The 22405-nt window shown below is 56.1% G+C and carries 19 protein-coding genes; 8 read left to right on the forward strand and 11 right to left on the reverse strand.

Annotated features, from left to right (window positions below):
- The 4 genes from CKF42_RS13675 to CKF42_RS21345 are packed head-to-tail and all read right to left on the reverse strand — an operon-like array spanning position 1 to position 4521.
- Positions 1–2565, reverse strand: a complete 2565-nt coding sequence (locus tag CKF42_RS13675) for a fimbrial outer membrane usher protein (RefSeq protein ID WP_369974602.1) — start codon at positions 2563–2565, stop codon at positions 1–3.
- A complete protein-coding gene (locus tag CKF42_RS13680) occupies positions 2537–3283 on the reverse strand; it encodes a fimbria/pilus periplasmic chaperone (protein WP_111208417.1) in 747 nt (248 codons plus the stop codon). Before CKF42_RS13680 ends, CKF42_RS13675 begins: the two co-directional genes overlap by 29 nt.
- Before the next feature lie 57 nt (positions 3284–3340).
- On the reverse strand, positions 3341–3886 hold the full coding sequence (locus tag CKF42_RS13685) for a fimbrial protein (RefSeq protein ID WP_009090205.1): 546 nt from the start codon (positions 3884–3886) through the stop codon (positions 3341–3343).
- A gap of 20 nt (positions 3887–3906) precedes the next feature.
- Positions 3907–4521, reverse strand: a complete 615-nt coding sequence (locus CKF42_RS21345; RefSeq protein ID WP_233501044.1) for a LuxR family transcriptional regulator — start codon at positions 4519–4521, stop codon at positions 3907–3909.
- A gap of 2282 nt (positions 4522–6803) precedes the next feature.
- Between CKF42_RS21345 and uraH the strand changes: the two genes are divergently transcribed.
- Positions 6804–7226 (forward strand): hydroxyisourate hydrolase, encoded by a 423-nt coding sequence (uraH, locus tag CKF42_RS13700; RefSeq protein ID WP_111208419.1) that lies wholly within the window; start codon positions 6804–6806, stop codon positions 7224–7226.
- A gap of 22 nt (positions 7227–7248) precedes the next feature.
- Here uraH and CKF42_RS13705 read toward each other — a convergent pair whose 3' ends face one another.
- Positions 7249–8172 carry a LysR family transcriptional regulator gene (locus tag CKF42_RS13705; protein WP_111208420.1) on the reverse strand — a complete coding sequence of 308 codons (924 nt, stop codon included), beginning with the start codon at positions 8170–8172 and terminating at the stop codon, positions 7249–7251.
- 152 nt (positions 8173–8324) lie between these two features.
- Between CKF42_RS13705 and CKF42_RS13710 the strand changes: the two genes are divergently transcribed.
- Together CKF42_RS13710 and CKF42_RS13715 are read left to right on the forward strand one after the other, a co-directional pair.
- Complete coding sequence (locus CKF42_RS13710; RefSeq protein ID WP_111208421.1) at positions 8325–9074, forward strand: SDR family oxidoreductase; 750 nt, start codon at positions 8325–8327, stop codon at positions 9072–9074.
- A gap of 145 nt (positions 9075–9219) precedes the next feature.
- Positions 9220–10320, forward strand: a complete 1101-nt coding sequence (locus CKF42_RS13715; RefSeq protein WP_111208422.1) for an NADH:flavin oxidoreductase/NADH oxidase — start codon at positions 9220–9222, stop codon at positions 10318–10320.
- A gap of 43 nt (positions 10321–10363) precedes the next feature.
- On the opposite strand, the gene CKF42_RS13720 is transcribed toward CKF42_RS13715, so the two are convergent.
- On the reverse strand, positions 10364–10948 hold the full coding sequence (locus tag CKF42_RS13720) for an NUDIX domain-containing protein (RefSeq protein ID WP_111208423.1): 585 nt from the start codon (positions 10946–10948) through the stop codon (positions 10364–10366).
- A gap of 83 nt (positions 10949–11031) precedes the next feature.
- Here CKF42_RS13720 and CKF42_RS13725 point away from each other — a divergent pair, with 83 nt between their 5' ends.
- On the forward strand, positions 11032–11781 hold the full coding sequence (locus CKF42_RS13725) for a DeoR/GlpR family DNA-binding transcription regulator (RefSeq protein WP_111208424.1): 750 nt from the start codon (positions 11032–11034) through the stop codon (positions 11779–11781).
- Here the strand turns inward: CKF42_RS13725 and CKF42_RS13730 are convergent.
- Positions 11774–12292, reverse strand: a complete 519-nt coding sequence (locus CKF42_RS13730) for a glutamate racemase (protein ID WP_111208425.1) — start codon at positions 12290–12292, stop codon at positions 11774–11776. The genes CKF42_RS13725 and CKF42_RS13730 overlap by 8 nt on opposite strands.
- Before the next feature lie 126 nt (positions 12293–12418).
- On the reverse strand, positions 12419–12817 hold the full coding sequence (locus CKF42_RS13735; protein WP_111208426.1) for a VOC family protein: 399 nt from the start codon (positions 12815–12817) through the stop codon (positions 12419–12421).
- Between the two features lie 321 nt (positions 12818–13138).
- Between CKF42_RS13735 and CKF42_RS13745 the strand changes: the two genes are divergently transcribed.
- Entirely contained in the window at positions 13139–14170 is a 1032-nt protein-coding gene (locus CKF42_RS13745) for an NADP-dependent oxidoreductase (protein WP_111208428.1), read from the forward strand.
- 60 nt (positions 14171–14230) lie between these two features.
- On the opposite strand, the gene CKF42_RS13750 is transcribed toward CKF42_RS13745, so the two are convergent.
- Positions 14231–16588 (reverse strand): membrane-bound PQQ-dependent dehydrogenase, glucose/quinate/shikimate family, encoded by a 2358-nt coding sequence (locus CKF42_RS13750; protein ID WP_111208429.1) that lies wholly within the window; start codon positions 16586–16588, stop codon positions 14231–14233.
- A gap of 329 nt (positions 16589–16917) precedes the next feature.
- Here CKF42_RS13750 and CKF42_RS21085 point away from each other — a divergent pair, with 329 nt between their 5' ends.
- The 3 genes from CKF42_RS21085 (at position 16918) to CKF42_RS13760 (ending at position 19766) form a co-directional block, all read left to right on the forward strand.
- The gene (locus tag CKF42_RS21085; protein WP_146239941.1) at positions 16918–17253 is read left to right on the forward strand and encodes a hypothetical protein; all 336 of its coding nucleotides are present in this window, start codon (positions 16918–16920) and stop codon (positions 17251–17253) included.
- 2 nt (positions 17254–17255) lie between these two features.
- Positions 17256–18266 carry a GT-D fold domain-containing glycosyltransferase gene (locus CKF42_RS13755; RefSeq protein ID WP_111208430.1) on the forward strand — a complete coding sequence of 337 codons (1011 nt, stop codon included), beginning with the start codon at positions 17256–17258 and terminating at the stop codon, positions 18264–18266.
- A 177-nt stretch (positions 18267–18443) separates the two neighbouring features.
- The gene (locus CKF42_RS13760) at positions 18444–19766 is read left to right on the forward strand and encodes an MFS transporter (RefSeq protein ID WP_111208431.1); all 1323 of its coding nucleotides are present in this window, start codon (positions 18444–18446) and stop codon (positions 19764–19766) included.
- A 75-nt stretch (positions 19767–19841) separates the two neighbouring features.
- On the opposite strand, the gene CKF42_RS13765 is transcribed toward CKF42_RS13760, so the two are convergent.
- On the reverse strand, positions 19842–21257 hold the full coding sequence (locus CKF42_RS13765) for a cytosine permease (protein WP_046101815.1): 1416 nt from the start codon (positions 21255–21257) through the stop codon (positions 19842–19844).
- Positions 21258–21484: 227 nt separating this feature from the next.
- Positions 21485–22117 (reverse strand): DapH/DapD/GlmU-related protein, encoded by a 633-nt coding sequence (locus CKF42_RS13770; RefSeq protein WP_111208432.1) that lies wholly within the window; start codon positions 22115–22117, stop codon positions 21485–21487.
- Positions 22118–22405: the final 288 nt, after the last annotated feature.

Here is a 22405-nt window from a genome sequence, read left to right on the forward strand (position 1 = left end):
CTATTCACCCTTGCGGCAGACGGCATCCAGGCGAACGATATTCTCATTCACGCGTCCGGTTATCTGATAATTAACGAGGCAGGTTTTATGGCCTTTATTTTGCCAGCTGACCCTTAAGGTGCCGGAGTCATGCGGAACGCGGGCATAGACCTGTCCGCCCTGACCGACAATGCCGATGACGGTATTATCCGCGTCACGGACTTCACTCCCCATCGGCGGAATCTCCTGATCGTCACTCTTCAGCGCGATCAACACCGCCTTGCCCTGCAGGGTGGCAAAATGAATCCGCGTCACGGAACCGGCATAGGGCACCACGCGCTGGCTGCCGCCACTTAATTCCGCATCGCTATTCATGTAGCGGGTATCCAGGCTAACGGTATTCGCCTGATAAGGCGTGAGCGAAGGCAGGATGGCGTAACCCGCATGATCGATAACTGCGCCCTGACCGTTACGCACGCTGGCGCCCTGAGCGCCTTCCGCATGAATCAGCGCAAAGGTATCGCTGGTATAGGGGCCGGCTGTAATACCGCCGGAATGGATCAGCAACGTGCCCGACAGACCCAGACCCGCCTGACGGTAGTTATCACCCTGGCCATAGTTCGCTCTGACGCCGCCTACGCGGGTATTCTGCTGCACGTTTCCGCCAAACGAGGCGCGCTGGCTGCCGCTATTCTGCGTCTGCCCGGTTCCGCCATACAGCGACCAGGAGAGCTGATTGTTCTCGCCCGACGAACCGGTGAGTGAGAGCGTGGAATTGCGCGTCTCTTTAGACTGGTTGTAGTTGTAGGCCACGGAAGCATTGTGATTGCTCCAGTTCAGCGGGACGGAAACATTCAGGGCAACAGTATTCTCGGTGTACTTCTCCCGGTAGCTATTATCGCCATCGTCCAGGCTCAGCCCGAAGTGATCGCTGCTCCAGGTGGTGCGCTGGCGGGCGACGTTGAGGCTGTAACTGATGTTATGCCAGCTATTGTTGTAACCGAGCTGAAGCTGGGTAATGCGGGAGCGGTTATTGTAATAATCCGCTGTGCTGGCGCTCAGGCTGATCAAGCCATAGTCAGCCATTGTCTGACTCAGCGTGACAGAAAAGTTATTACGCTGATGCAGCGTGTCGGAGTAGTAGCTGAGGCCACCATCCTGCTGGCGACGCACGCCCAGCACATCCTGCAGGTCGCGATAACCGCTGGTTGAGTAGCGATAGGCAGCCAGAACCACGTTGGTGCCGGTGGTAAAGGTTTTGCTGTAGCTCAGTTCAGCGCGCCATCCCGTGGCAGTCTGGTTCTGTGCCACCTTGGCATCCGAGAAGGTGGTATTCAGTCCCACGGCGCCCGCCGCAGAGCTCCAGACACCACCAAGCAGCCAGGCCTGATAATCCTCAGCCAGGCGCGAACCCGCCGTCGCGGTCAGCTGGTTGCTGATACCGCGCTGCAGCAATCCTTCAAAGAAGGTGTTATTGACGGAGTAGAACTGTCGCACCCGTCCCAAGGCAACGGAGTAGTGCCAGTTACCCGGCCTGACCGAATCGGGCACCGAGGCATAGGGGACAGTAAACGAGGATGTTTTGCCACTCGCTTCAACAATCTCCACGTCGAGATCGCCCTGGCTGCGGGTATTGTACAAATCGTTAATGACAAAAGGCCCCGGAGCCACGCTGGTCTCATAAATAACGCGATTGAGCTGCCTGACGATAACCCGCGCGCTGGAAGAGGCCACGCCCCGGATCTCCGGCGCGTAACCCCGACGGCTTTGCGGGCGCATCCTCTCATCCGTTGTCAGCTTAATCCCGTTATAGGACAGGCTGCCAAACTGCGAACTTTCTGTGTAGCTGTCGCCAACGGTCAGCACACTGTTCAGCGGTTCGATGGGGCGCTGAAGCCAGGTTCTGACCGTGGTATAACGCGCGTCGCTGCCGGTGACGTTATTGTCGATAACCCGCAGATTGCCCTGATGGCGCAGCTGCCAGTTATCGATATTGGTGCCCGCCGTGACACCGCTCCAGAGATACTGATATCGGTAACCGGAGGCAGTATTTTCCGTCCAGCTATAGTTGGTGTTATGCCGGATGAAAAGGGCGGCGATCCCTTTATCCCACTCGGAAACGGGGATGGTTCCGCGAGGCAGACGGATTAACTCCGCATCCGGAATCGTCAATTGCAGCCGCAGTGATGACTGATCAAATTGCCAGCTGGCCGCGGAGGACCAGTGACGCAAAGGCTGGCATTGCTCGCTGGCTGCGGTTTTATTCAGTGACTTAAGGCGCAATGATTCCGCCACATTCAGGGGAAGGCAGGGTTCAATGGGCTGACCTTTTTCTGCTGATAAAAAGGTGAGGGTGACACCGCTTTTGATCAGCTTATTATTGAGATAAATGTCGACATAATAGCTGCCGGGGGCAATCGTCTGATGATTAAACTGTTCGATGTTCTGGCCAAAAGCCGAACCTTTAAACAGCGAAGGATCAAAATAATATTCCTCAGCGTGTCCATACGTTGAAAAAGTGAAGGAGGCACAGAGAGGTAAGAAAAGGGTGCGGATATTACCTGGCTGCAAGCGGATAATCTTCACTGACTTTCGCTCCCTGGTCATTCATTGCTGAAAGAGAGACCACGCTGTTCGCGGGTAACGCGTGCGTTGCCGCTTTGCACCTGACAATTTTTTTAGAGAAGGGCGCAATCATATCGGCGTCGCAGGCTATTTTTTTGTCTGCTGTTTTTAGCGTTACGTCGGTCAGCGAGAAAAACCAGGGCTGGGTGTTATTGATTTCGAGGCCCTCTTTTTTCGCCGTTATTTTTATTCCGCTGAAAATATCCCCCGGCTGACCAATCGCCGTAGGCCGGTAGAAGAGTTTCATGCGGTTGCGTAACATCAAAACGATACTGTTACGGCCTGACTCGCCCTGAATATTGGCGGGCGGAATTTGCAGGGAGTTGAACCAGTAGACCGTTTCGCGATCCTGCGGTAAGGAGGCCTCTGGCGTAAAGCGGATTCTCAGCACCTGACCAGTCAGAGGCTGAATCCGGAATAACGGAGGGGTGATAATAAAAGGCACGTCACTCTTATCGCCCGGTTGCGAATCCATATTGCCATTATCAAACCAGGCCTGAATAACATACGGAATATTATCGTTGTTCTTTAACTGAACATCGACGGAGAGAGCATTGCCGGGATAAATAATACGGCTACCCAGAATCGTGACGCTCGCCTGGACTTTATCCGAAATAAACGTCATCAACAGAATGAAAATGACGAACAGTGAGGGGTAGAGCACAATGCGTGAATACATGTCAGAGATCTCAAGCGTGGCGTGCGTACCCGGGATACCGGATACGCACGAAAACGATTATTGATAAGTCACGGCGTATTGCAGTGATGCGGTCACGGTACCGGCCGTTGGTGTGCCTGATGCATAGTAGCGGGCAGAGTAGGTGGCTGAGCCTGAGGTTTCCCCTGCCTGAAGCGTCATATCGCCGCTGCCGGTGTAACCGCTGGTCAGATCGACGACGGTATCTTTCGGGTCGAGGATCTGAACCTCAACGTTTTTCGCGGTGCCGGTGTTCGACAGGTTGCCGGCAGCGCTGACGTTATTGCCCACGAAGACCGTGGAGATTTTCGTGGTCTTGGTGCTGTCACCGGTACAGCCGCTTACGCCCACGGTGAAGGGGGTTTCGCCCGCTGTCGCACCTGAGGCCGCAAGGTCAGAGGTACTCACGGTTGGCAGCAGAACGACAGGTGAAGCGTTGTTACCGTTCACCGACACCGAACAGGTTTCGGTGGTCACTTCGCCCTGGAAGTTGATGGTGTTATCAGAAGCCGCAGAGACGCTGGCTGAAACCAGCGCGGCACTGATTAAGACCGCAAGATTAAGCGTTCTGAAATGGGTGTTCATGTCATACTCCTTTATCATCGTTATACGGAAAGCAATTGGTTGAGGCTGATGCCCATTTTCCGGCGAATAGCCTCTTTGATGTTATAAACACGCTTGATTTCAACTCCCATTTCTCTGGCAATAATCGGCAGTGAGAGTCCATTCACTGCCAGATCAAGGAACTGAACTTCATCCTGTTTAAACGCATTCACTTTTTTTCTGACGTCGCCCTTCAGGCCGAAATAGCAGCCATTAATCTGACGGCTTATCTCTTCACGCGACTGATCGGCATAAATAACGGTCTGGATACGCAGGTCTTCTTTTTGCCAGAACGCGGCAAGGGATTGCATATAGCGATCGCTGACGATAATCAGCATCAATCCGGTGTTTTTTAAATATTCAATCCAGTTACTGTTGGTAAAATACCTGATATTCTCTCTTGAGAAGTCAACAAATATGCATCCCCGGCAAAAGATGCTTTCATATTTACCCGCCACCATGCTAAGCAGGGATGAAGAGAAAAAATGATTTCCTCCGGGCCAGGTGGTTATTTTTTGCAGCGGACATCGGTGATAAATGTCTGATGCGCGATGGGCGAGATCACAGCCATATTTACAACTGGCGCAGCGAATTTCCTCTCTGGTTATCTTTATCATAATATTCTGGTGCTGTTGCGAGAGTTGTATTTATTTTATCGATAAAAATCTCCGCGTTTCAAGGCGATGAAAATTACCCGCTATTTCCTGCATTCGGATTTTTCTTAACGCACCTCCTCTGTAGCCTGGCGTAATATTGATTGAAAATTCGGGACAAAAACGTCTGCCGCCCACTCAGTCGTACTGAGAGACCTGGATTTTTTTACGTCTGTTAGGAATATTTCGCAAATAACGCTGTTTTGATCAATAAAAATTCCGCACGCAAAGCTAAATATGCGTGAATTTTGATCAGTGTCATTTTTTGTATATTTTTGACGCCGGATTGTCGTTGGGGAATAACCTTTTTTTGTCGCTCTTAATGCAAATCCTCTTATTAATACCCGTTGGTTATTTTTCTAATCCTGTTGAGCCAGAACCTCAGAACTACTATTTATCGCTTAAAAAATCCTTTTATTAAGAAAAGTCCTGGTAACAAAGATGTTAATTGACGCATCTGCTAAAAATATTGATCTAAATCAGTAATTTAGCGCGTGTTATCTGTTCTGTTTTCAGCATTGTCATTAATTCTCTATTTAATTTTACGCAGGAAATGATTATTCAGCTTTTGTATAAAATAATCGCTGCGCATTGACGTTTAGCTGCTCTGGCCGGTTTTAATAAACCATTAAGGCTGATTACTGAACAGACAGAGCAGGGATGTTATGTTGTTTTGTCTCCCGTAAACGTCTTATCAAAACCGATTGTCTCTGACTGAATCTCTGCAGGTCATCAACAGGCGCGGCCGATGCGGCAGGCCTTATCATGACGATGCGCGGACGTGTACAGGAGCAGGCGTTGTTCGCGCCGCTGAGCGAGAGTAAAAAGCAGGCATTCAGGAGACGCATTTACAGCATTTCTGTGGCTGTCAGCCCTGATAAGAGCGCTAATTTTCACGTAGCGACGTCTCTGGCGGAGTGCGTAAAGCCGCCGGATGGCGCTAAACGAGCAAAGTGCAAAGATGTACAGACCGGACGCCCAATCCAGAGCAAGGCGGAGTGAACTGAAAAGCTGAGCGCGCAGCATGTCGTGAGCGCTCAATTCATTCACTTAGCCGTAAAGATGAAGCCGGGTGTGACATCTTCGGCATCGGACATTGAAGAGAGTGAGTGAATCAGGCTGCGAAGAGAATGCCGGACGGATGCGCAGCAAACCACAAGGCATTCAGAAAAGCGGATGCGTGGCGGTGAGGAGATGAGGCTGAGTTGCACAGAGATTTACGGCCAGTCAAAAAACAGCCAGGATAGGTGCCGGAAGGTAAACAGCGAAGCCCAACCCTGATAATGATAAAGATGCGTATAATGTATATTATGTTAAATAAGATATCTGATAACGGCTGTGGCTGCTTTATCTCGTTCCCTGCCGTGCTGCTGCTAACTTCGTTCCTGCCCGTCTGATGAGGCAATTATGATTCCCGGTCAACCCGATACCGGCTGTTCCCTTAGCGACGATAACTTTCCGCGTATTCATCTTCCGGCACGTCTGCTGATTAACATCAGGCGATTCTTCGCTTCCACTGTTTTGTGCTGCCTCCACTGAAGCCTTATCAATCTCTTCGCACTCTCCGAAAAATGTCCGCTTCACCCGATGATTCCTCTTTCGCAGCCATCACCACTATTCCCGGCGTCCCTGAAAGCCAGCGCTTCTGGCGTGTGTGCGTGACTTTGCTGCTTTGCGGATAATGATGCCGGTAAAATCCTGGGTAAATGCATCCTGACTATCTCTGCTGACAACGGATTCTGTTTCACGGCCAGTTCAGTAACGGGCGAAGATGACGCCCTGACAGGCAAAGCATTCAGCGTGCGTCGCGCAGGCATACCGGCCCGATGACGCAAACCGCGTGGTTTACGGGCCGTTCGGTGAGCATGGCCCTGAATCCTCTCATCCCTCTGAATCAGCTGGATTTTATCAGCCATCAGAGGCTACAATCCGGGAACTGCAACGGAATAAAACTCTGACACCTGACGGATTTATGTGACGCTGTCACGCTTTCTGTCTCTGTTTTCCCACCCTGCGATTCTGCTGCCCTCTCCTTTTACATACTTTCTGGCCGCCGTTTCATCCTGATTAGCGATGTCAGCACAGAGCTCAACTCAGGTAACGAAAGAGAGTATGTATGATGTAACTAAAAGGCATGCGCTTCTGGGAAATTTCACATTTAGCGCCGTTAAATGTCCCTTTCGCCTCAGCCCGATTACGCTTCAGCAAAACAACACGCACTCCAACAGTCAATAAAGGAAACATTGATGAAAAAGACAACGGCTCTGATTGCCACCTTACTGATGACCTCTGGCGCATCTGCTGTCGCCGCTCAGCCTGCCGCTGCGAAAAATCCACTCAGCGTACACGTGCTCAACCTGCAGACCGGTCAGCCCACCGCGGGCATTGAAGTCGAGCTGGATCAGAAGCAGCAGGATAACTGGGTGAAACTGGCTTCTGGCGTGACGGATAACAATGGCCGCATCAGCGCCCTGTTCCCGCAGGACAAAACGGCCAGCGCCGGCAGCTATCGCGTGGTATTCAAAACCGGTGATTTTTATAAGAAAAGCAGCCAGAAAACCTTCTTCCCGGAGATCCCGGTGGAGTTCAACATGGAAGCCAGCGGTGAGCACTACCATATTCCCTTACTGCTGAGCCCGTTTGGTTACTCAACCTATCGCGGCAACTGATTGATTCTGCCCAATCCGGCATTCAGGTGCCGGATTGGGCCTCTCCCGCTATTCGTGCCGGAAAACAGGCCACCAGCCAGTCGATAAACACCCGCAGGCGTTGCGTGACGTGCCGGTTCTGCGGATAAACCAGATGAAACGGATACCCGGCAGGACGCCAGTCGCGCAGGATCTCCTCCATCTCACCCTGCCGCAGAATCGACGACAGCGAATAGCTGAAGGTCTGAATGATCCCCAGCCCGGCCAGCCCCGCAGCCAGATGCCCGTTGCTCTCATTGACGCCAATGCGATGCGCACTGGTTACCTCGATTTTTTCCCCGTCACGTTCAAACCGAAACGGAAATGGCCTGCCAGTCTGCGGAGAGAGATAGCTCACCAGCCGGTGACCGTTGCGCAGTTCATCCGGATAGGCCGGTACGCCAAAGGCTTTCAGATAGGCGGGCGTTGCACAGGTGATCAGCGTGGCGTGCCCAATCAGACGGGCGATCAGTGAGGAGTCCATCAGCGGACCGCCGCGGATCACACAGTCAGCATTGTCACTGATCAGGTCGATCGGACGATCCGAAACGCCGAGATCCAGCGTAATGTCAGGATAGCGGGCAAAGAAATCAGGCAGCAGCGGAATCAGAACGTCCCGGGCAGTCGAACCGCCGACATCAATGCGTAACTGCCCGCGCGGCTTACTGCGTAGTGCATTAAAACAGGCATCCACATCCTCAAGGTCGTGCAGAATACGCAGCGCCTTCTCATAATATTCCCGCCCTTCCGCAGTCACGGTCACGCGCCGTGTGGTCCGCTGCAAAAGCCTGACGGAGAGATGTGCCTCCAGCTCCTGCACCAGCTTGCTCATCGTCGCTTTCGGCATGTTCAGCGTATCTGCGGCACGGGTAAAACTGCCGCTCTCTACCACCCGTGAAAAGGCTCTGATCGCCAGCAACTGATCCATTCTCTGCCCCTATTGTCCACCCGTGTGGATAGTCATTTTCATTTTAGCGGATTTATCAGTCAATCCCGCTCTTTTACAGTGACCCCCTGTCCGGCAGCGACGCTGACCGGGAAGCTTATCCTCATTCACTGACCGACTCCGGAGACGACTTTATGAGCGCATCACTCGCAGGAAAAATTGCCCTGGTCACAGGCGGAACAAGCGGAATTGGCCTGGCCACCGCACGGGAACTGGCGTCACAGGGCGCGCAGGTCTTTATTACGGGTCGCCGTCAGGCGGAACTGGATGCCGCCGTCGCGGACATCGGTGGAACGGTCACCGGTATCTGGGCCGATGCGTCACAGCTGCACGATCTCGACGACGTGTATGCCCGGATTGCGTCACGGTCGGGCCATCTGGATATCCTGTTCGCCAACGCCGGCGGAGGCGACATGCTGCCGCTGGGGGCGATCACAGAGGCGCATTTCGATCGTATCTTCGACACCAACGTACGCGGCGTGCTGTTTACGGTTCAGAAAGCGCTGCCACTGCTGGTTGATGGCGCGTCGGTTATTCTTACCGGCTCTACCGCCTCGGCTCAGGGTACCGCAGCCTTCAGTGTTTACAGCGCCAGTAAAGCCGCCGTGCGCAACTTTGCCCGTTCATGGGCGCTGGATCTGAAAGATCGCGGCATCCGGGTGAATGTGGTGAGTCCCGGCCCTGTCCGTACTCCGGGCCTGGGCGGGCTGGTCAGTGATGATCAGCGTCAGGGCCTGTTTGATGCGCTGGCTGCGCAGATACCGCTGGGCCGCCTGGGTGAGCCGCAGGAGGTGGCCAGAACCGTTGCCTTCCTGGCGTCAGATGCCGCCAGCTTTATCAATGCGACAGAACTGTTTGTCGATGGCGGAATGGCGCAGGTGTAACGTTACGCTTCAGACCCTGTGGCTGTCACAGCAGGGTCTGAACCGGGACACAATCACAAAATGTCACGTTGCATTACCCACGGTCTCCTCAATCCCCCGCTATAGTTATTGCCTGTCACATTCGTCATAACACCATGGAGATCACATGAGCCAACTTTTTTCCACTGTCTCACTGGGCGACCTTACGCTGGATAACCGCATTGTGATTGCGCCGATGTGCCAGTACTCAGCCGAAGCCGGTAATGCTACAGCCTGGCACCGCATCCACCTGGGTCAGCTCTCTTTTTCCGGCGCAGGCCTGATGATTATCGAAGCCACGGCGGTAGAAGACATTGGCCGCATCTCTCCCGGCGATCTCGGATTGTGGAATGATGAGAATGAAGCCGCACTGAAAACGGTGCTGGAGGATGTGCGCCGTTACTCCTCGATTCCGGTTGGCATTCAGCTGGGCCATGCCGGACGTAAAGCGTCGTGCGCGGTGCCCTGGGAAGGCGGCAAACAGATTGCACCGGATGCCGGCGGCTGGCAGACCATTGCCCCGTCAGCCGTGAGCTACAGCGCGGATGAAGTCAGACCGGTCGCGATGAGCGCCGATGACCTGGCCCGGGTGAAGCAGGCCTTTGTGGAGAGCGCCCTGCGTGCAGAGCGTCTGGGGCTGGATCTTATCGAAGTCCATGCTGCGCACGGCTATCTGCTGCATCAGTTACTCTCTCCGCTCTCGAACCAGCGCACCGATGAGTATGGCGGATCGCTGGAGAACCGTATGCGCTTCCCGCTGGAAGTGTTCAAAGCGGTTCGTGACGCGGTTCCGGCCTCACTGCCGGTAGGCGTTCGCATTTCCGCGACGGACTGGGTCGAAGGCGGCTGGGAAATCAAACAGTCCATCGCCTTCTCGCGTGAGCTGGAAGCGCTGAACTGCGCCTATATCCATGTCTCCAGCGGCGGACTGTCGGAAGATCAGAAAATTAGCGTCGGCCCTAATTACCAGGTTCCGTTTGCCCGCGATATCCGTGAGCAGGTTTCCGTTCCGGTAATCGCGGTCGGACTGATCACTGAGCCACAGCAGGCCGAGGATCTGCTGCAACAGGGCGAAGCCGATCTGGTGGCTCTGGCGCGCGGGATCCTCTACGACCCGCGCTGGCCATGGCATGCGGCCGCCGCGCTGGATGGCAAGGTGCAGGTGCCACCTCAGTATCTGCGCTCCGAACCGCATGACGTAAAAGGCATTCTGACTCAGGATCAGTAAGCCTTTCCCGGCAGACCGCTTATACAGGGGGCTGCCGGTTAACTTATAAAATGCCCTTCAGCCGCAGATGCTGCAGCAGCATGATGGTCTTGGCATCCATGATTTCTCCCTGGTCAATCGCCCTGAGCGCCTGGTCGAAATCAAGCTCCAGCACCTCAATATCCTCGCCCTCCTCTTCGATGCCGCCGCCCTCACCGCTACGCGGCTGATCCCCATATTCGGCAATAAAGAAATAGAGCTTCTCGGTAACGGAGCCGGGACTCATAAAGGCTTCAAACACCCTCTCTACCCGGGTTACCCGATAGCCGGTCTCCTCTTCGGCTTCTGCCACAATCCGGGCTTCCGGCGACGCGTTATCCAGCAGGCCAGCCGCCGCCTCGATCAGGAAGCCATCGTGTCCATTGAGGAAGATGGGGAAACGGAACTGGCGGGTCAGCACCACGCTGCGTTTTTCACGGTTGTAGAGCAGGATCGCCGCGCCGTTACCTCGGTCATAGGCTTCACGGCTCTGCTCCTGCCAGCGACCATCGCGGCGCAGCAGTGAGAACGTATATTTTTTCAGGGTATACCAGTTATCTGACAGCAACTGCTCATTGAGGATACGCACACGGGAAGAGGCTTGCGGCATGACAGGCTCCGGGAGTGATAGACAGCCTTCACGCTATCATGCACAATCGTGCAAATTCAAGAAAGATCATGCAGAGGATAACGATGCTTTCCAGTCAGCGGAAACAGACGATACTGGCGCTGCTCGCCCGTGAAAAACAGGTGCAGTCGCGCGATCTCAGCCAGCGGTTCGGCCTTTCTGAGGACTCTATCCGCCGTGACCTGCGTGAGCTGGCGGCAGAGGGATTGCTGCAGCGGGTGCATGGCGGTGCCCTGCCGGTCTCTGCCGCGCTGGGCACCTTTGAAACACGCAAAAACGTGCAGACCGCATCGAAGCAGGCGATCGCGCAAAAGGCGGTTTCGCTGATCCAGCCGGGGCAGATCGTGCTCATTGATGGCGGCACCACCAGCGCGGAACTGGTGCGACGCTTACCGCCGACGTTGAGCTTTACCGCCGTGACGCACAGCCCGAGCGTGGCACTGGCGCTGGTCGATCATCCGCAGGTGGAGATTATCCTGATTGGCGGGCAGCTCTATAAACACTCCGTGGTGACGGTGGGCGCCGCGATGCTGGAGTCGATAAGTCGCATCAACGCCGATCTCTTCTTTATGGGTGTCACCGGTGTGCACCCGGCTGCCGGACTGACCACCGGTAATTTCGAAGAGGCTACGGTGAAGCGGGCGCTGGCCGGACGCGCAGCGGAAACCGTGGTGCTGGCGTCAGCAGAGAAGCTGAACGCCGCCTCTCCTTTTGCCATTGGCGGGTTGTCGCTTGCCTCCACCCTGGTCGTGGAAACGCCGCCGGATGAGCCGTTACAGCAGGCGCTGACCCGGCAGGGTGTCACGGTTATCTGAGATCGTAGCAGGCCTGCAGCGCGAGATCGGGGCCGGTGAGCGGACGCTGTGCGGCGGGAAACCGCTGTGCCACCGGCGTCATTGAGCTTTGCGCCAGAGCCACCGCCACCGCGCCCTGCTGATAGGCCCGCTCTGTCGCCGCCGCAATCAGGTCAAAATAGCGGGTCGTGTTACCCGCCTTAAAGGCATCCCATGCCCCCGCCACCAGCTCCGTGTTCACCTGCGTGCCGGGCTGACAGAACAGCGCCCGGGTGGCCGCCACGGTCGATTCTGCCGCGCAGAGCGCCACCGCAGGCCCCGCCTGGCGATGCAGCGCCTCCGCCAGCATTCTGTCGGTGCGCATGACCCTTTCCTGCACGGGGAAATCGTCGGCTACCGGGGCCAGCGTCGAACAGGTGATCAGAATGGCATCAAACTGCGGCAGCACGCCCTCAATCAGCCGGGCCATCCTGAGACGTAAGTCACTGTCCATCCCACCGCGCTCTTCGGCCTCAGCCAGCAGTGCAGGCATGACCAGATGATTCAGCGGCGGGGTGTGACGCGCCAGCGAGGCGGCGGCAGCATCGAAAATCGCAATGTTACTGGCCGCGGTGTGGAAGCAAAGTATGTTCAGGGGACACTCCGTTTCATTAAAAGATCAGCTTTCGACATGCCAGGCTGCATGCTGAATCACCACACGATAACCATCATCGTCACTGAATGTCACGCCCTGCCGATCCCAGTAAGGATTAAAAGAAGGCACCCGCCGGAATCCTGCCTCATCCATCGCGGCGCAACGGGCCAGCCAGTCAGGCCGATGCGGCAGGTAAAGCACCAGCAGATCCTCTTGCGACGGTGACGGCGTCAGGGGATGCGTAAGTGACTGCGTGAATTCCATATGCCAGGCCAGACCCGGCGCGCCCAGCATCACGCCACTGAATCCCTCATGGTCGGTAAAGGCACCGATTTTCTGCAATCCTAACCCGTGACAATAGCGCTGAGACATTTCTGTCAGGCTGGTAACCGGCCGTGCGATTCGCATGTGCTGAATGTGCATGGTTCTTTCTCCTCTCTGTTTACTGAGTTCTATCACACTCATCCGCCCGTCCCGTGGCCCCGGATGCGCTGCAGAATCGCGCGAAGCAGTTTAATCAGGGCGCGATTTTGCAAGCGAATGTGAATATCACGCCGTCCGGGCAAGGGGCCGTCATCGCCTGACAGACGCTGTGTCGCCCCGTCCGCAAGGCTGCGCTGGCTGATGGCGGGCAGCAGATTGCCGCTCATCGTGCTAAAGGCATTCCCCTCTCCGTCATCTACACTTTTCCGGTATTCATACGGCGATGCCCTGTGCATTGCCAGGCCATAAAAGGATGACAATATGACTGAACACGCGCCTCAGAATCACGCCTGGTTACTGGCTTCACGCCCACACGGCGAGCCGACCAAAGAGAATTTCCGCCATGTGGCGCAGCCCGTGCCGGAACTGAAAGAGGGTGAAATTCTGCTGAAGACGATCTACCTGTCGCTCGATCCCTACATGCGTGGCCGGATGGATGAGGGGAAATCCTACGCCCCGCCAGCAGAGCTGGATCAGCCGATGGTGGGCGGCACCGTCTGTCAGGTGGCCGAATCAAAAAACAGCGAGTTTCAGAAAGGCGACTGGGTCCTGTCGCAGAATGGCTGGCAGGAGTATGCCGTTTCCGATGGCAAAGAGATCGCGAAGCTGGGCAACGACCTGCCCAACCCTTCCTGGGCGCTGGGCATTCTCGGTATGCCAGGCTTTACCGCCTATATGGGCCTGATGGACATCGGCCAGCCGAAAGCCGGTGAAACCCTGGTGGTCGCCGCCGCAACCGGTCCGGTCGGCGCAACGGTGGGCCAGTTGGGGAAACAGAAAGGCTGTCGCGTGGTCGGTGTGGCGGGCGGTGAAGAAAAATGCCGTTATGCCATCGAAACCCTGGGCTTTGATGCCTGCCTCGATCACCACAGTGCTGACTTTGAAGAGCAGCTGAAGAACGCCTGCCCGGATGGCATCGATATCTATTTCGAAAACGTGGGCGGTAAAGTCTTTGATGCCGTGTTCCCGCTGCTGAACACCGCCGCGCGCGTGCCGGTCTGTGGTCTGGTGTCGGCGTACAGCCAGCGCGAGCTGCCGGAAGGCCCGGACAGAACCTCCCTGATCATGGCGGGTATCCTGAAACGTCGTATCCGTATGCAGGGCTTTATCATCTTCCAGGATTACGGCGACCGCTACCCTGAGTTCCTGAAGGCGATGACGCCGCTGGTGGAGAGCAAAAAGATCCACTATCGCGAGCACATGATTGAGGGATTAGAGAACGCGCCACAGGCGTTTATCGATATGCTGAACGGCAAAAACTTCGGTAAGACTGTAGTGAAGGTCGGCGACTAAGAAAGTCACCGACAAAACCGGGGAGAGACTGAGCGCCCGTATGGCGCTCAGTCTCTGAGGTTACTTCAGGCGGAAAGCGACCACGCTGTCGCCCGCCGTGGTGCCGAGCGAGCCATGCCCCCCCGCCGCAATCACCACATACTGCCGGCCATCTTTACCCATAAAGGTCGATGGTGTGGCCTGCGCACCGGCACTCAGCTCCGTCTGCCACAGCAGTTCGCCGGTGGTGCTGTCGTAGGCACGGAAGAAGTTATCCGCCGTCGCACCGTGGAACACCAGATCACCCGCCGTCAGCAGCGGCCCACCGTGTGCCACCATGCCCATCGGGAATCCCAGCGGGAAGCGGCCGGGCAGGAAACTGGTCTTCAGGTTTTTGGTGGTGCCGACGCGGCGCAGCCACGCGGTTTTACCGGTAGTGAGATCCACCCCCACCATCCGTCCCCACGGCGGCGCAATGCAGGGAATGCCCAGCCCGGAAGCCATCTGCTGAATATGGATCGCGTAGTCACCGTGGAAGTTCTCATTCCAGTATGGCGTGCCATCTTTGGTGAAGGTCCGCTGCGTTTCCGTTTCCGGCGTGCGTTTAATCAGGTTGTATTTGTAGGCCAGACGCACCGGGGTCGCTATCAGCATTTGACGCTGCGGATCGACAGCGACAGAGCCCCAGTTAAAGACACCGATGTTGCCGGGGAAGATCAGCGATCCTTTCTCCGTTGGCGGCGTCCACGGATTGCCATCATAGCGCAGCTCGCGGAACGTGATGCGGCAGGCCATCTGGTCAAACGGCGTAATGCCCCACATGGCGCTCTCCGTCAGCGGTTGCGGAATGAAGTTCAGGCTGGAAACCGGCTGGGTTGCCGCATACTGCTCGCCCGGGATACCGTCCGTGGAGACCTTCACCTGCTTAACCGGATAGACCGGCTCGCCGGTCAGACGGTTCAGCACAAACAGGTTGCCGGTTTTGGTCGGCAGGATCACCGCCGGTTGTGGCTTGCCCTTGTAGCTGATGTCCACCAGCGAGGGCTGCGACGGATTATCGCGGTCCCAGAGGTCGTGGTTCGCGCTCTGATAACGCCATCTGAAAGCACCGGTTTTCAGATCCAGCGCCACCAGCGCATCACGGAATTTCTCGGTATTGCTGGCCGGATCGCGAGCCGTGCCGACTTCATCCGGTGAAGCATTACCAAAGGGAACGTAGACCAGACCGTTCTTCAGGTCGGCGCTCAGGGTTGCCCAGGCGACCGGGGTATCCTGCGGATAGATGACCGTGTCAGCAACAGGCGCGCTCTTTTCCGGGTTAGCCGGATCGAAGTTCCACACCAGACGCCCGGTGACCGCATCATAGGCACGGATGACACCTGACGGATTGCCGGTGTTGAACCCGTTATCCATGACCGAACCACCCACGATCACCAGATTACCGGCCACCAGCGGTGCGGCCGTCTGCATCAGTGCGTGCGGGCGCAGCTCGCCCATATTAGCGCGCAGATCCACCTCACCGTTGTTGCCGAAGTCAGCGCAGGGTTTGCCGGTGTCGGCATCCAGCGCCCGCAGGCGGGCATCGGTGGTGGCGTTAAAAATTCGCTTGCGGCAGAGGGCCGGTGCCCTTTCCGTCGCCTGCTGCGCCAGCTGACCGGCATCGAAGTAGCTCACACCGCGACAGGTCTGATGCTGCTGCAGCCAGGAGCGGTTTTTATCCGGGACGGCTTTCCATTTCACCGCCCCGGTTTCCGGGTCAAGCGCATGCACTTCGTTGTGCGGCGTACAGAAGTAGAGCATGCCATTAGCTTTCAGCGGCGTCGCTTCAAAGGTGTACTCGGTGGCATCGCCCTCCTGACGCAGATCGCCGGTGTGATAGGTCCACGCCACTTCCAGATTTTTCACGTTATCTTTGGTGATCTGTTTCAGCGCCGAAAAACGCTGACCCTCCGCTGTCCCGCCATAGGCGCGCCACTCCTCATCCGCGCCACCGGCGACGGAACTGTTACGGGCTGTCGTGATGGTGCCCTGCTGCGGCAGCGGATCGTAGAAGCAGAGGCCGGCGACCAGCAGCAGCATCACAATAACCGAGCTGCCCAGGAAAGGATGAAAGCGGCGCTGTCCCTGAAACAGAGGACGTACCACCCAGGGCAGCGCCAGCCAGACGCCGAGCACCCCGAACAGATCCCCGCGCGGGATCCACTGCCACTTATCGAAGCCCACTTCCCGGATCATCCAGAACAGTGTGATCCACATCAGCAGCGCATAGAGCGTCAGCGCGCTGCGTTTTTTCATCCACAGCAGAACTGCGCTGAGCAGTACGCCTACACCCATCAGCGCATAAAATGCGCTGCCTCCTGCCAGCAGGAGTTGTCCTCCCATGTAAATCAGGGCAATAGCAAATATCGCCATGATTATACTGGTTATTTTATTGATCATGATCCTTCCTCGGGTCATTAGCGGCGTCAGAAACGTTAAACGTGAAACATAATGCAACGAGATTTTAACTTACACATGAAATATGTAAAAACGTGTACAGACGTAAATCATTAATGAATTTTATTTAACCGCACCCGATCCAGACCGGTATTGCCGCTTTTTCTGCTTCCGGAAGGGACAATAACGCGATATTCATCACAATAAATTAACCTCAGGCCGCAGGTTATCGCACCTTTTGTTCAAAGGTGGAGAAATATCAGACAAACCGGGCTTCAGTAATGCTCACTTATGCGTCATAGCTGAATAAAAACGAGTGTCAAATAATCATAATGCTTTTTAATCCCTGTTCAGGGTTTAATCTTATTGCTGAAACTGGCAACGCGACTGTTCCGCATCTTTTATTTTCCAGCGAGCCCCGACTGACGCAGCGCGAAATTATTTTTCGCCCGTTTATTCGGGACAGACATTTATCACCGCCCTGTTTAACCGGCCGGAAAGCAATAATTAATACATTAATGCAGGAAGGCATTCCGGCGCTGAAAACGATTTCAGACTTTCCGCAGCCTGCCGCTTCATTTATCTGTGATATATATCAGCATTATCTTTCCAGTTTATCCGGCCATCAGGCAGGATTTTTTTCATGCAGCAATAACTCAGGCAGGTAATTATGTCCGCATTGAATGCGATTTATCGCAAGCTTCGTTTTCCGTTTAAATTTATACACGCCGCGATTCGTTACCCTGCCGCCCAGGCGCGGGTAAAACGTTATTCTGTTATGTCGATAGAAGAGACGATTGACCTGTTATTGCGTAATCCTCAATTATCGCTGGCCCGTTATGGTGACGGTGAACTGGAGATGACCTGGTATAAAAACATCGGCTTTCAGCCCTTTGATCCGAACCTCTCTGCGCGGCTCAAGGCCCTGCTGCAGCAGGAGCCGCAGGCCAACCCGAACTGTCTGATCTGTCTGCCCGATGCCTTTCGCACCACCCGTAATATGCGCAGTGGATCGGCCCTGTTCTGGTTCTTCCATAAATCCTTTTATTTCAGGCATTATGACGCGCTGCTGAATAGTCAGTACCGCTATGGAAATACCTCCGTGACCCGCCCTTATCACGACTATAAAGGCAAACAGTTATCCCGGACGATATTTGATAAATTTAAACAGCTCTATAAGGGCCGCCGGGTATTAATTGTCGAAGGCAGCGGAACGCGTCTGGGATTAGGCAACGATTTACTGGATGGTGCCCTGGAGGTGAAACGTATTACCACGCTGAACCGTAATGCCTTTTCTGTTTACGATCGTCTTTTTGACACGGTATTAGCGCAGGCGGTCAGCTTTGATCTGGTCTTAATTTCATTAGGCCCGACCGCTACCGTGCTGGCCTATGATTTAAGTCAGCACGGCATTCGCTGTATTGATAGCGGACACGTTGATATTGAATATGAGTGGATGCTGGCCAGCGCCACACATAAAATGAAAGTCGAAGGCAAAAACGTGAATGAGGCGGGCGTACTGCTGGGTGAACAGACCACGGTGGAAGATGCAACCTATCAGCAGCAGATCCTGCAGCACGTTGGCGAAATGCCACCGGCAAAGCCGGGTTCTGATGTCGCGGTGGTCGCGGTGGTGGTTCCCCTGCCGCACGTCAGCACGACTCACCATAACGCGGCCTGAGACTCCCCATCGGCAGGCAGTGACTGCACTGCATTGATGCGCAGGCGAATAATTAGCGCGATCACTGCCTGATGTGGCGGGCGGGCTCCCCGGCCCGCCGGGCTTTGCCGGGCGATGCGCTTTTCCGGCATCAATTTTGCTTCAGCTCTCCTGAAACTATCAATCAGGAGAAGTGAGATGACACCCAGCCGTTACCGTTACACCATATTTTCACTGCTGTTCCTGATCGCGCTGATTAACTATATCGATCGCGGCGCCCTCTCATTTGCAGCCAACGCCATTGCGGCAGAATACCATTTCAGTAAGGTGCAGCTCGGCGCCGTGCTGGGCTACTTTGGCTTTGGCTATCTGTTTGGTTCGCTGTGCGGCGGGTTTCTGGCTGACCGCATCGGCACCAAAAAAGTCTGGCTGCTGGCGGGCGTACTCTGGTCGTTACTGGAGATCGCCACCGCCTGGGCGGGTGAGCTGGGTATGGCACTGTTTGGTGGCTCAGCCATTATGGGCTTTGCCGCCCTGCGCATTCTGTTCGGCTTTTCCGAAGGCCCGGCCTACGCGCTGATGAACAAGGCGATTGCCCACTGGGCACCCGACAAGGAGCGTGGCTTTGCGCTGGGCATCGGCCTGCTCTCGACCCAGGTCGGCGCGCTGCTGACCGCCCCAATCGCCGTGGGCCTGCTGCTGCTGACCCATGACTGGCGCATGATGTTTATTCTGCTGGGGGTCTTTTCCCTGCTGGCGATGGCGCTGTTTGCCCGGACCTTCAGCGACAGCCCGGAAAAGAGCGCCGCCACCAATCCGGCCGAGCGCGCGCTGATCCACGCCGGGCAGCGCCGCAGCGCGGCCGACAGTGTGCCGCTGCCCTGGTGGCGCTTTTTCACCAGCCGGACGCTGGTCTGCAACGCGCTGGGCTATTTCTCCTTCCTCTACATCACCTTCACGCTGGTGACCTGGATGCCGAAATATCTGCAGGATAATTTCCACTACGATCTGCACTCGCTGTGGTACGTGGCGATGATCCCATGGAGCGGTGCCTGCCTCACGGTCCTGCTGGGCGGTCGCATCGCCGACGCGCTGCTGGCGCGCTTCCATAACCTGCGGCTGGCGCGCAACCTGTTCGCCGCCGTGACGCTCTGCGGCACCGCCTGCTGCTTTATGGCTATCCCCTATATGCAGTCGGCCGCCGGCATTATTGCGCTGATGACCCTGGGCAACGCACTCAATGCGCTGGTGAATAATGTCTACTGGTCAGTGGTGATCGATGTCAGCCCGAAAGCCTCGGTAGGCACCTTCAGCGGCATGACGCTGGCGATTGCCAATCTGGCGGCGATTATCTCACCGATGCTGTGCGGCTGGCTGGCGGAGTATTACGGCTATAACGCGATGTTCACCGTGACGGCGCTTATCGCCTTTGGCAGCATGCTGGCCATGACGCTGCTGCAGCCGGAAAAACCGCTGGTGGCTGACGCCGAGAGCGGCACCGCCGACGTTTCTGCTGCCTGACAGGTCAGCCGCTGGGGCGCACCCGCACCCTCTCAGCATGACAGTCAAAAAAGCCGCCCCTCAGGGCGGCTTTTTTTATCCCGCAGAGGGCGTGCCGCGGCGATCCCAGCGGCTGGCGACGAGCCATAGCAGTGCGGTGACACACCAGCCGATGATCCAGGAGACATCATTGCCGGCAAAAATCCAGGTCAGTGAGCCATGGTGCAAAGGGTTGTCAATAAACGGCAGCTGCACCGCCACGCCCAGAAAGTAGACCACGATGCCGGTGAGGTTCCAGCGACCATAGCGTCCCTCGGGCCGGGAAAGTGCCGGGATATCGACGCGGCCTTTGGTAACGAGGTAGAAATCCGTCAGGCTGATGGCGCTCCAGGGCACAAAGAACGCCAGCAGAAAGAGCAGGAAGTGGGTAAAGGATTTCAGGAAGGCCGGTTCACTGAGCAGAGCGATGACGCAGGCCAGCGTGACCATCAGCACCACAAACAGGATGCGCCCGCCCTGGCTCAGCGTCGTTTGCTGCCGAAAGCCAGAGACAATGGTGGTCAGGGACATGAAACTGCCGTAGGCATTCAGCGTGGTAAAGGTAATCTTGCCAAAGCAGATCGCGAAATAGATCACCATCGCCATCGTGGCCGTGCTGCCCAGACTCACAATGTAGCCGACCTCATTGCCTGAAAACGCGCTGCCGGCAATCGCGGCCACGATCACGCCCAGCGTCATCGACGCCTGGGTGCCCAGCACGGTGCCAAAAAAGACGGCACTGAAGAGTCTCTTCGCGGAAACCTGCGCGGGAAGATAGCGGGAATAGTCAGAGACGTAGGGACAGAACGCGATTTGCCAGGAGGAAGAGAGAGAAACCGCCAGCAGAAAATTTGCCGGGGTAAAGTGCTGGTTCTGCCACACCGCCGATAAATCATGGGTTGTGAACAGGGTAATGAAGAGATAGGCAAAGGCTGCCACGCCAATCACGCTCGCCAGTTTTCCCAGCTGATGGATGACGCGATAACCCAGTACCGCAATGACCACAATCAGGACGCTGAACACCACCATGCCGGTGGCGTTGCTGACGTGAATCAGTCTGGCCAGCGCCTGTCCCGCTAATACCGTCCCGCTGGCTGAAAAGCCCACATACATAATACAGACCAGCACCAGCGGGATCACGGCACCAAAGACGCCAAACTGCATACGGCTGGTAATCATCTGCGGTAAGCCCAGGCGCGGTCCCTGAATCGCATGCAGGGCCATGATACCCGCCCCTAAGATCTGCCCCACCAGTAAACCGGCCAGCGACCACACCACATCGCCACCCAGTACGACAGCCAGCGCACCCGTCACGATCGCCGTAATCTGCAGATTGCCGCCAAACCAGAGCGTGAACTGACTGAAGGGATGACCGTGACGCTCCTGCAAGGGAATGTAATCAATCGAGCGGGTTTCCGACAGGCGCGGTTTCTCTGCGCCTGGATAGTCTGATACAGAGGGTTTGACCGACATAGAGTCCTCGCTGGAACAGTGAGAGATGCGTTGAGTGAAAAGAGATCAGTCAGTACGACGGTTGAAGATACATGTCTATACATGTATTGATGGTGTCATGCGCACAGGAAAGTTACAAGGCAACCTGTCATTCGAAAATGTGATGATAACGACAGGTCCGCCAGGTCGATTATCCTTCCGCGATGACCCGCTGACGATGGCGGGTCCATTTCAGCGTATTCTGCTCACTACTCTCCGTGCCGCTGGCAGAACGCGTCGATATCGCCGTGCTGAAAGTCAGGCAGGTTCGCCAGCAGTTTCTCCAGCGGCCAGTTCCACCAGGCTATGCGCTGCAGGCGGGCGGCAATCGCAGGGGTAAAGCGCATCCGCAGCGGACGCGCCGGCACGCCCCCCACCACGCCGTAGGGGGCGACATCTCTGGTCACCACCGCGCCCGCCGCCAGCACCGCACCGTCACCGACGGTCACGCCGGGCAGCACAATCACCCCATGCCCGATCCAGACATCATTGCCTATCACCACCCGGTCGGCCCGGCGGGCGGCAAAGAAGCCCTGATCGCGGCGGGCGCTGGCGTGATAATACTCCGGGCAGTAGGTAAAGCGGTGCTGTGAGGCGCGATCCATCGGATGATTCGGCGCGCCGATGCGCACCTGATTCGCGATGGCGCAGAAGCGGCCCACGCGGGTATCCGCCAGGCAGCAGTGTTCGCCAACATAGGAGAAGTCACCCAGCTCGCTGTATTCCAGCAGGCTGTGCGCCAGAATTTCACACTGCTGTCCCACAGTGGTTTCCCGCATCCGTACACTGTCGTCGATCCAGGTGTGCGCAAGCCGGGCAGGCATAACGGCGGCAAGAGACATAATCGTTCCGGTCAGGTAAGCCACGCCCCGCTGGCGTGCTTTTGTCGCCCCACCTTACCCGCTGCGCATGACAGAGAATTGACAAAGAAAAAAGGCGGAGTGGTTAGCTCCGCCTTGTTTCAAGTTCCGGTTAACCTGCGTGACCGGTCAGTTGCATAAGGGCAACGATGATCTGCAAGATGACCCGGATAAGATCCAGAATCAGCTTAGTCAGTTCCATCACTTTCCTTCTCCTTTTACAGGAGCGCGCTGTTCGGCAACCAGGGCTTTGACTCTACCCGCCGGGCG

Origin of the sequence: Pantoea sp. ARC270 (genome assembly GCF_003236725.1) — a bacterium.
GTDB lineage: Bacteria > Pseudomonadota > Gammaproteobacteria > Enterobacterales > Enterobacteriaceae > Pantoea > Pantoea anthophila.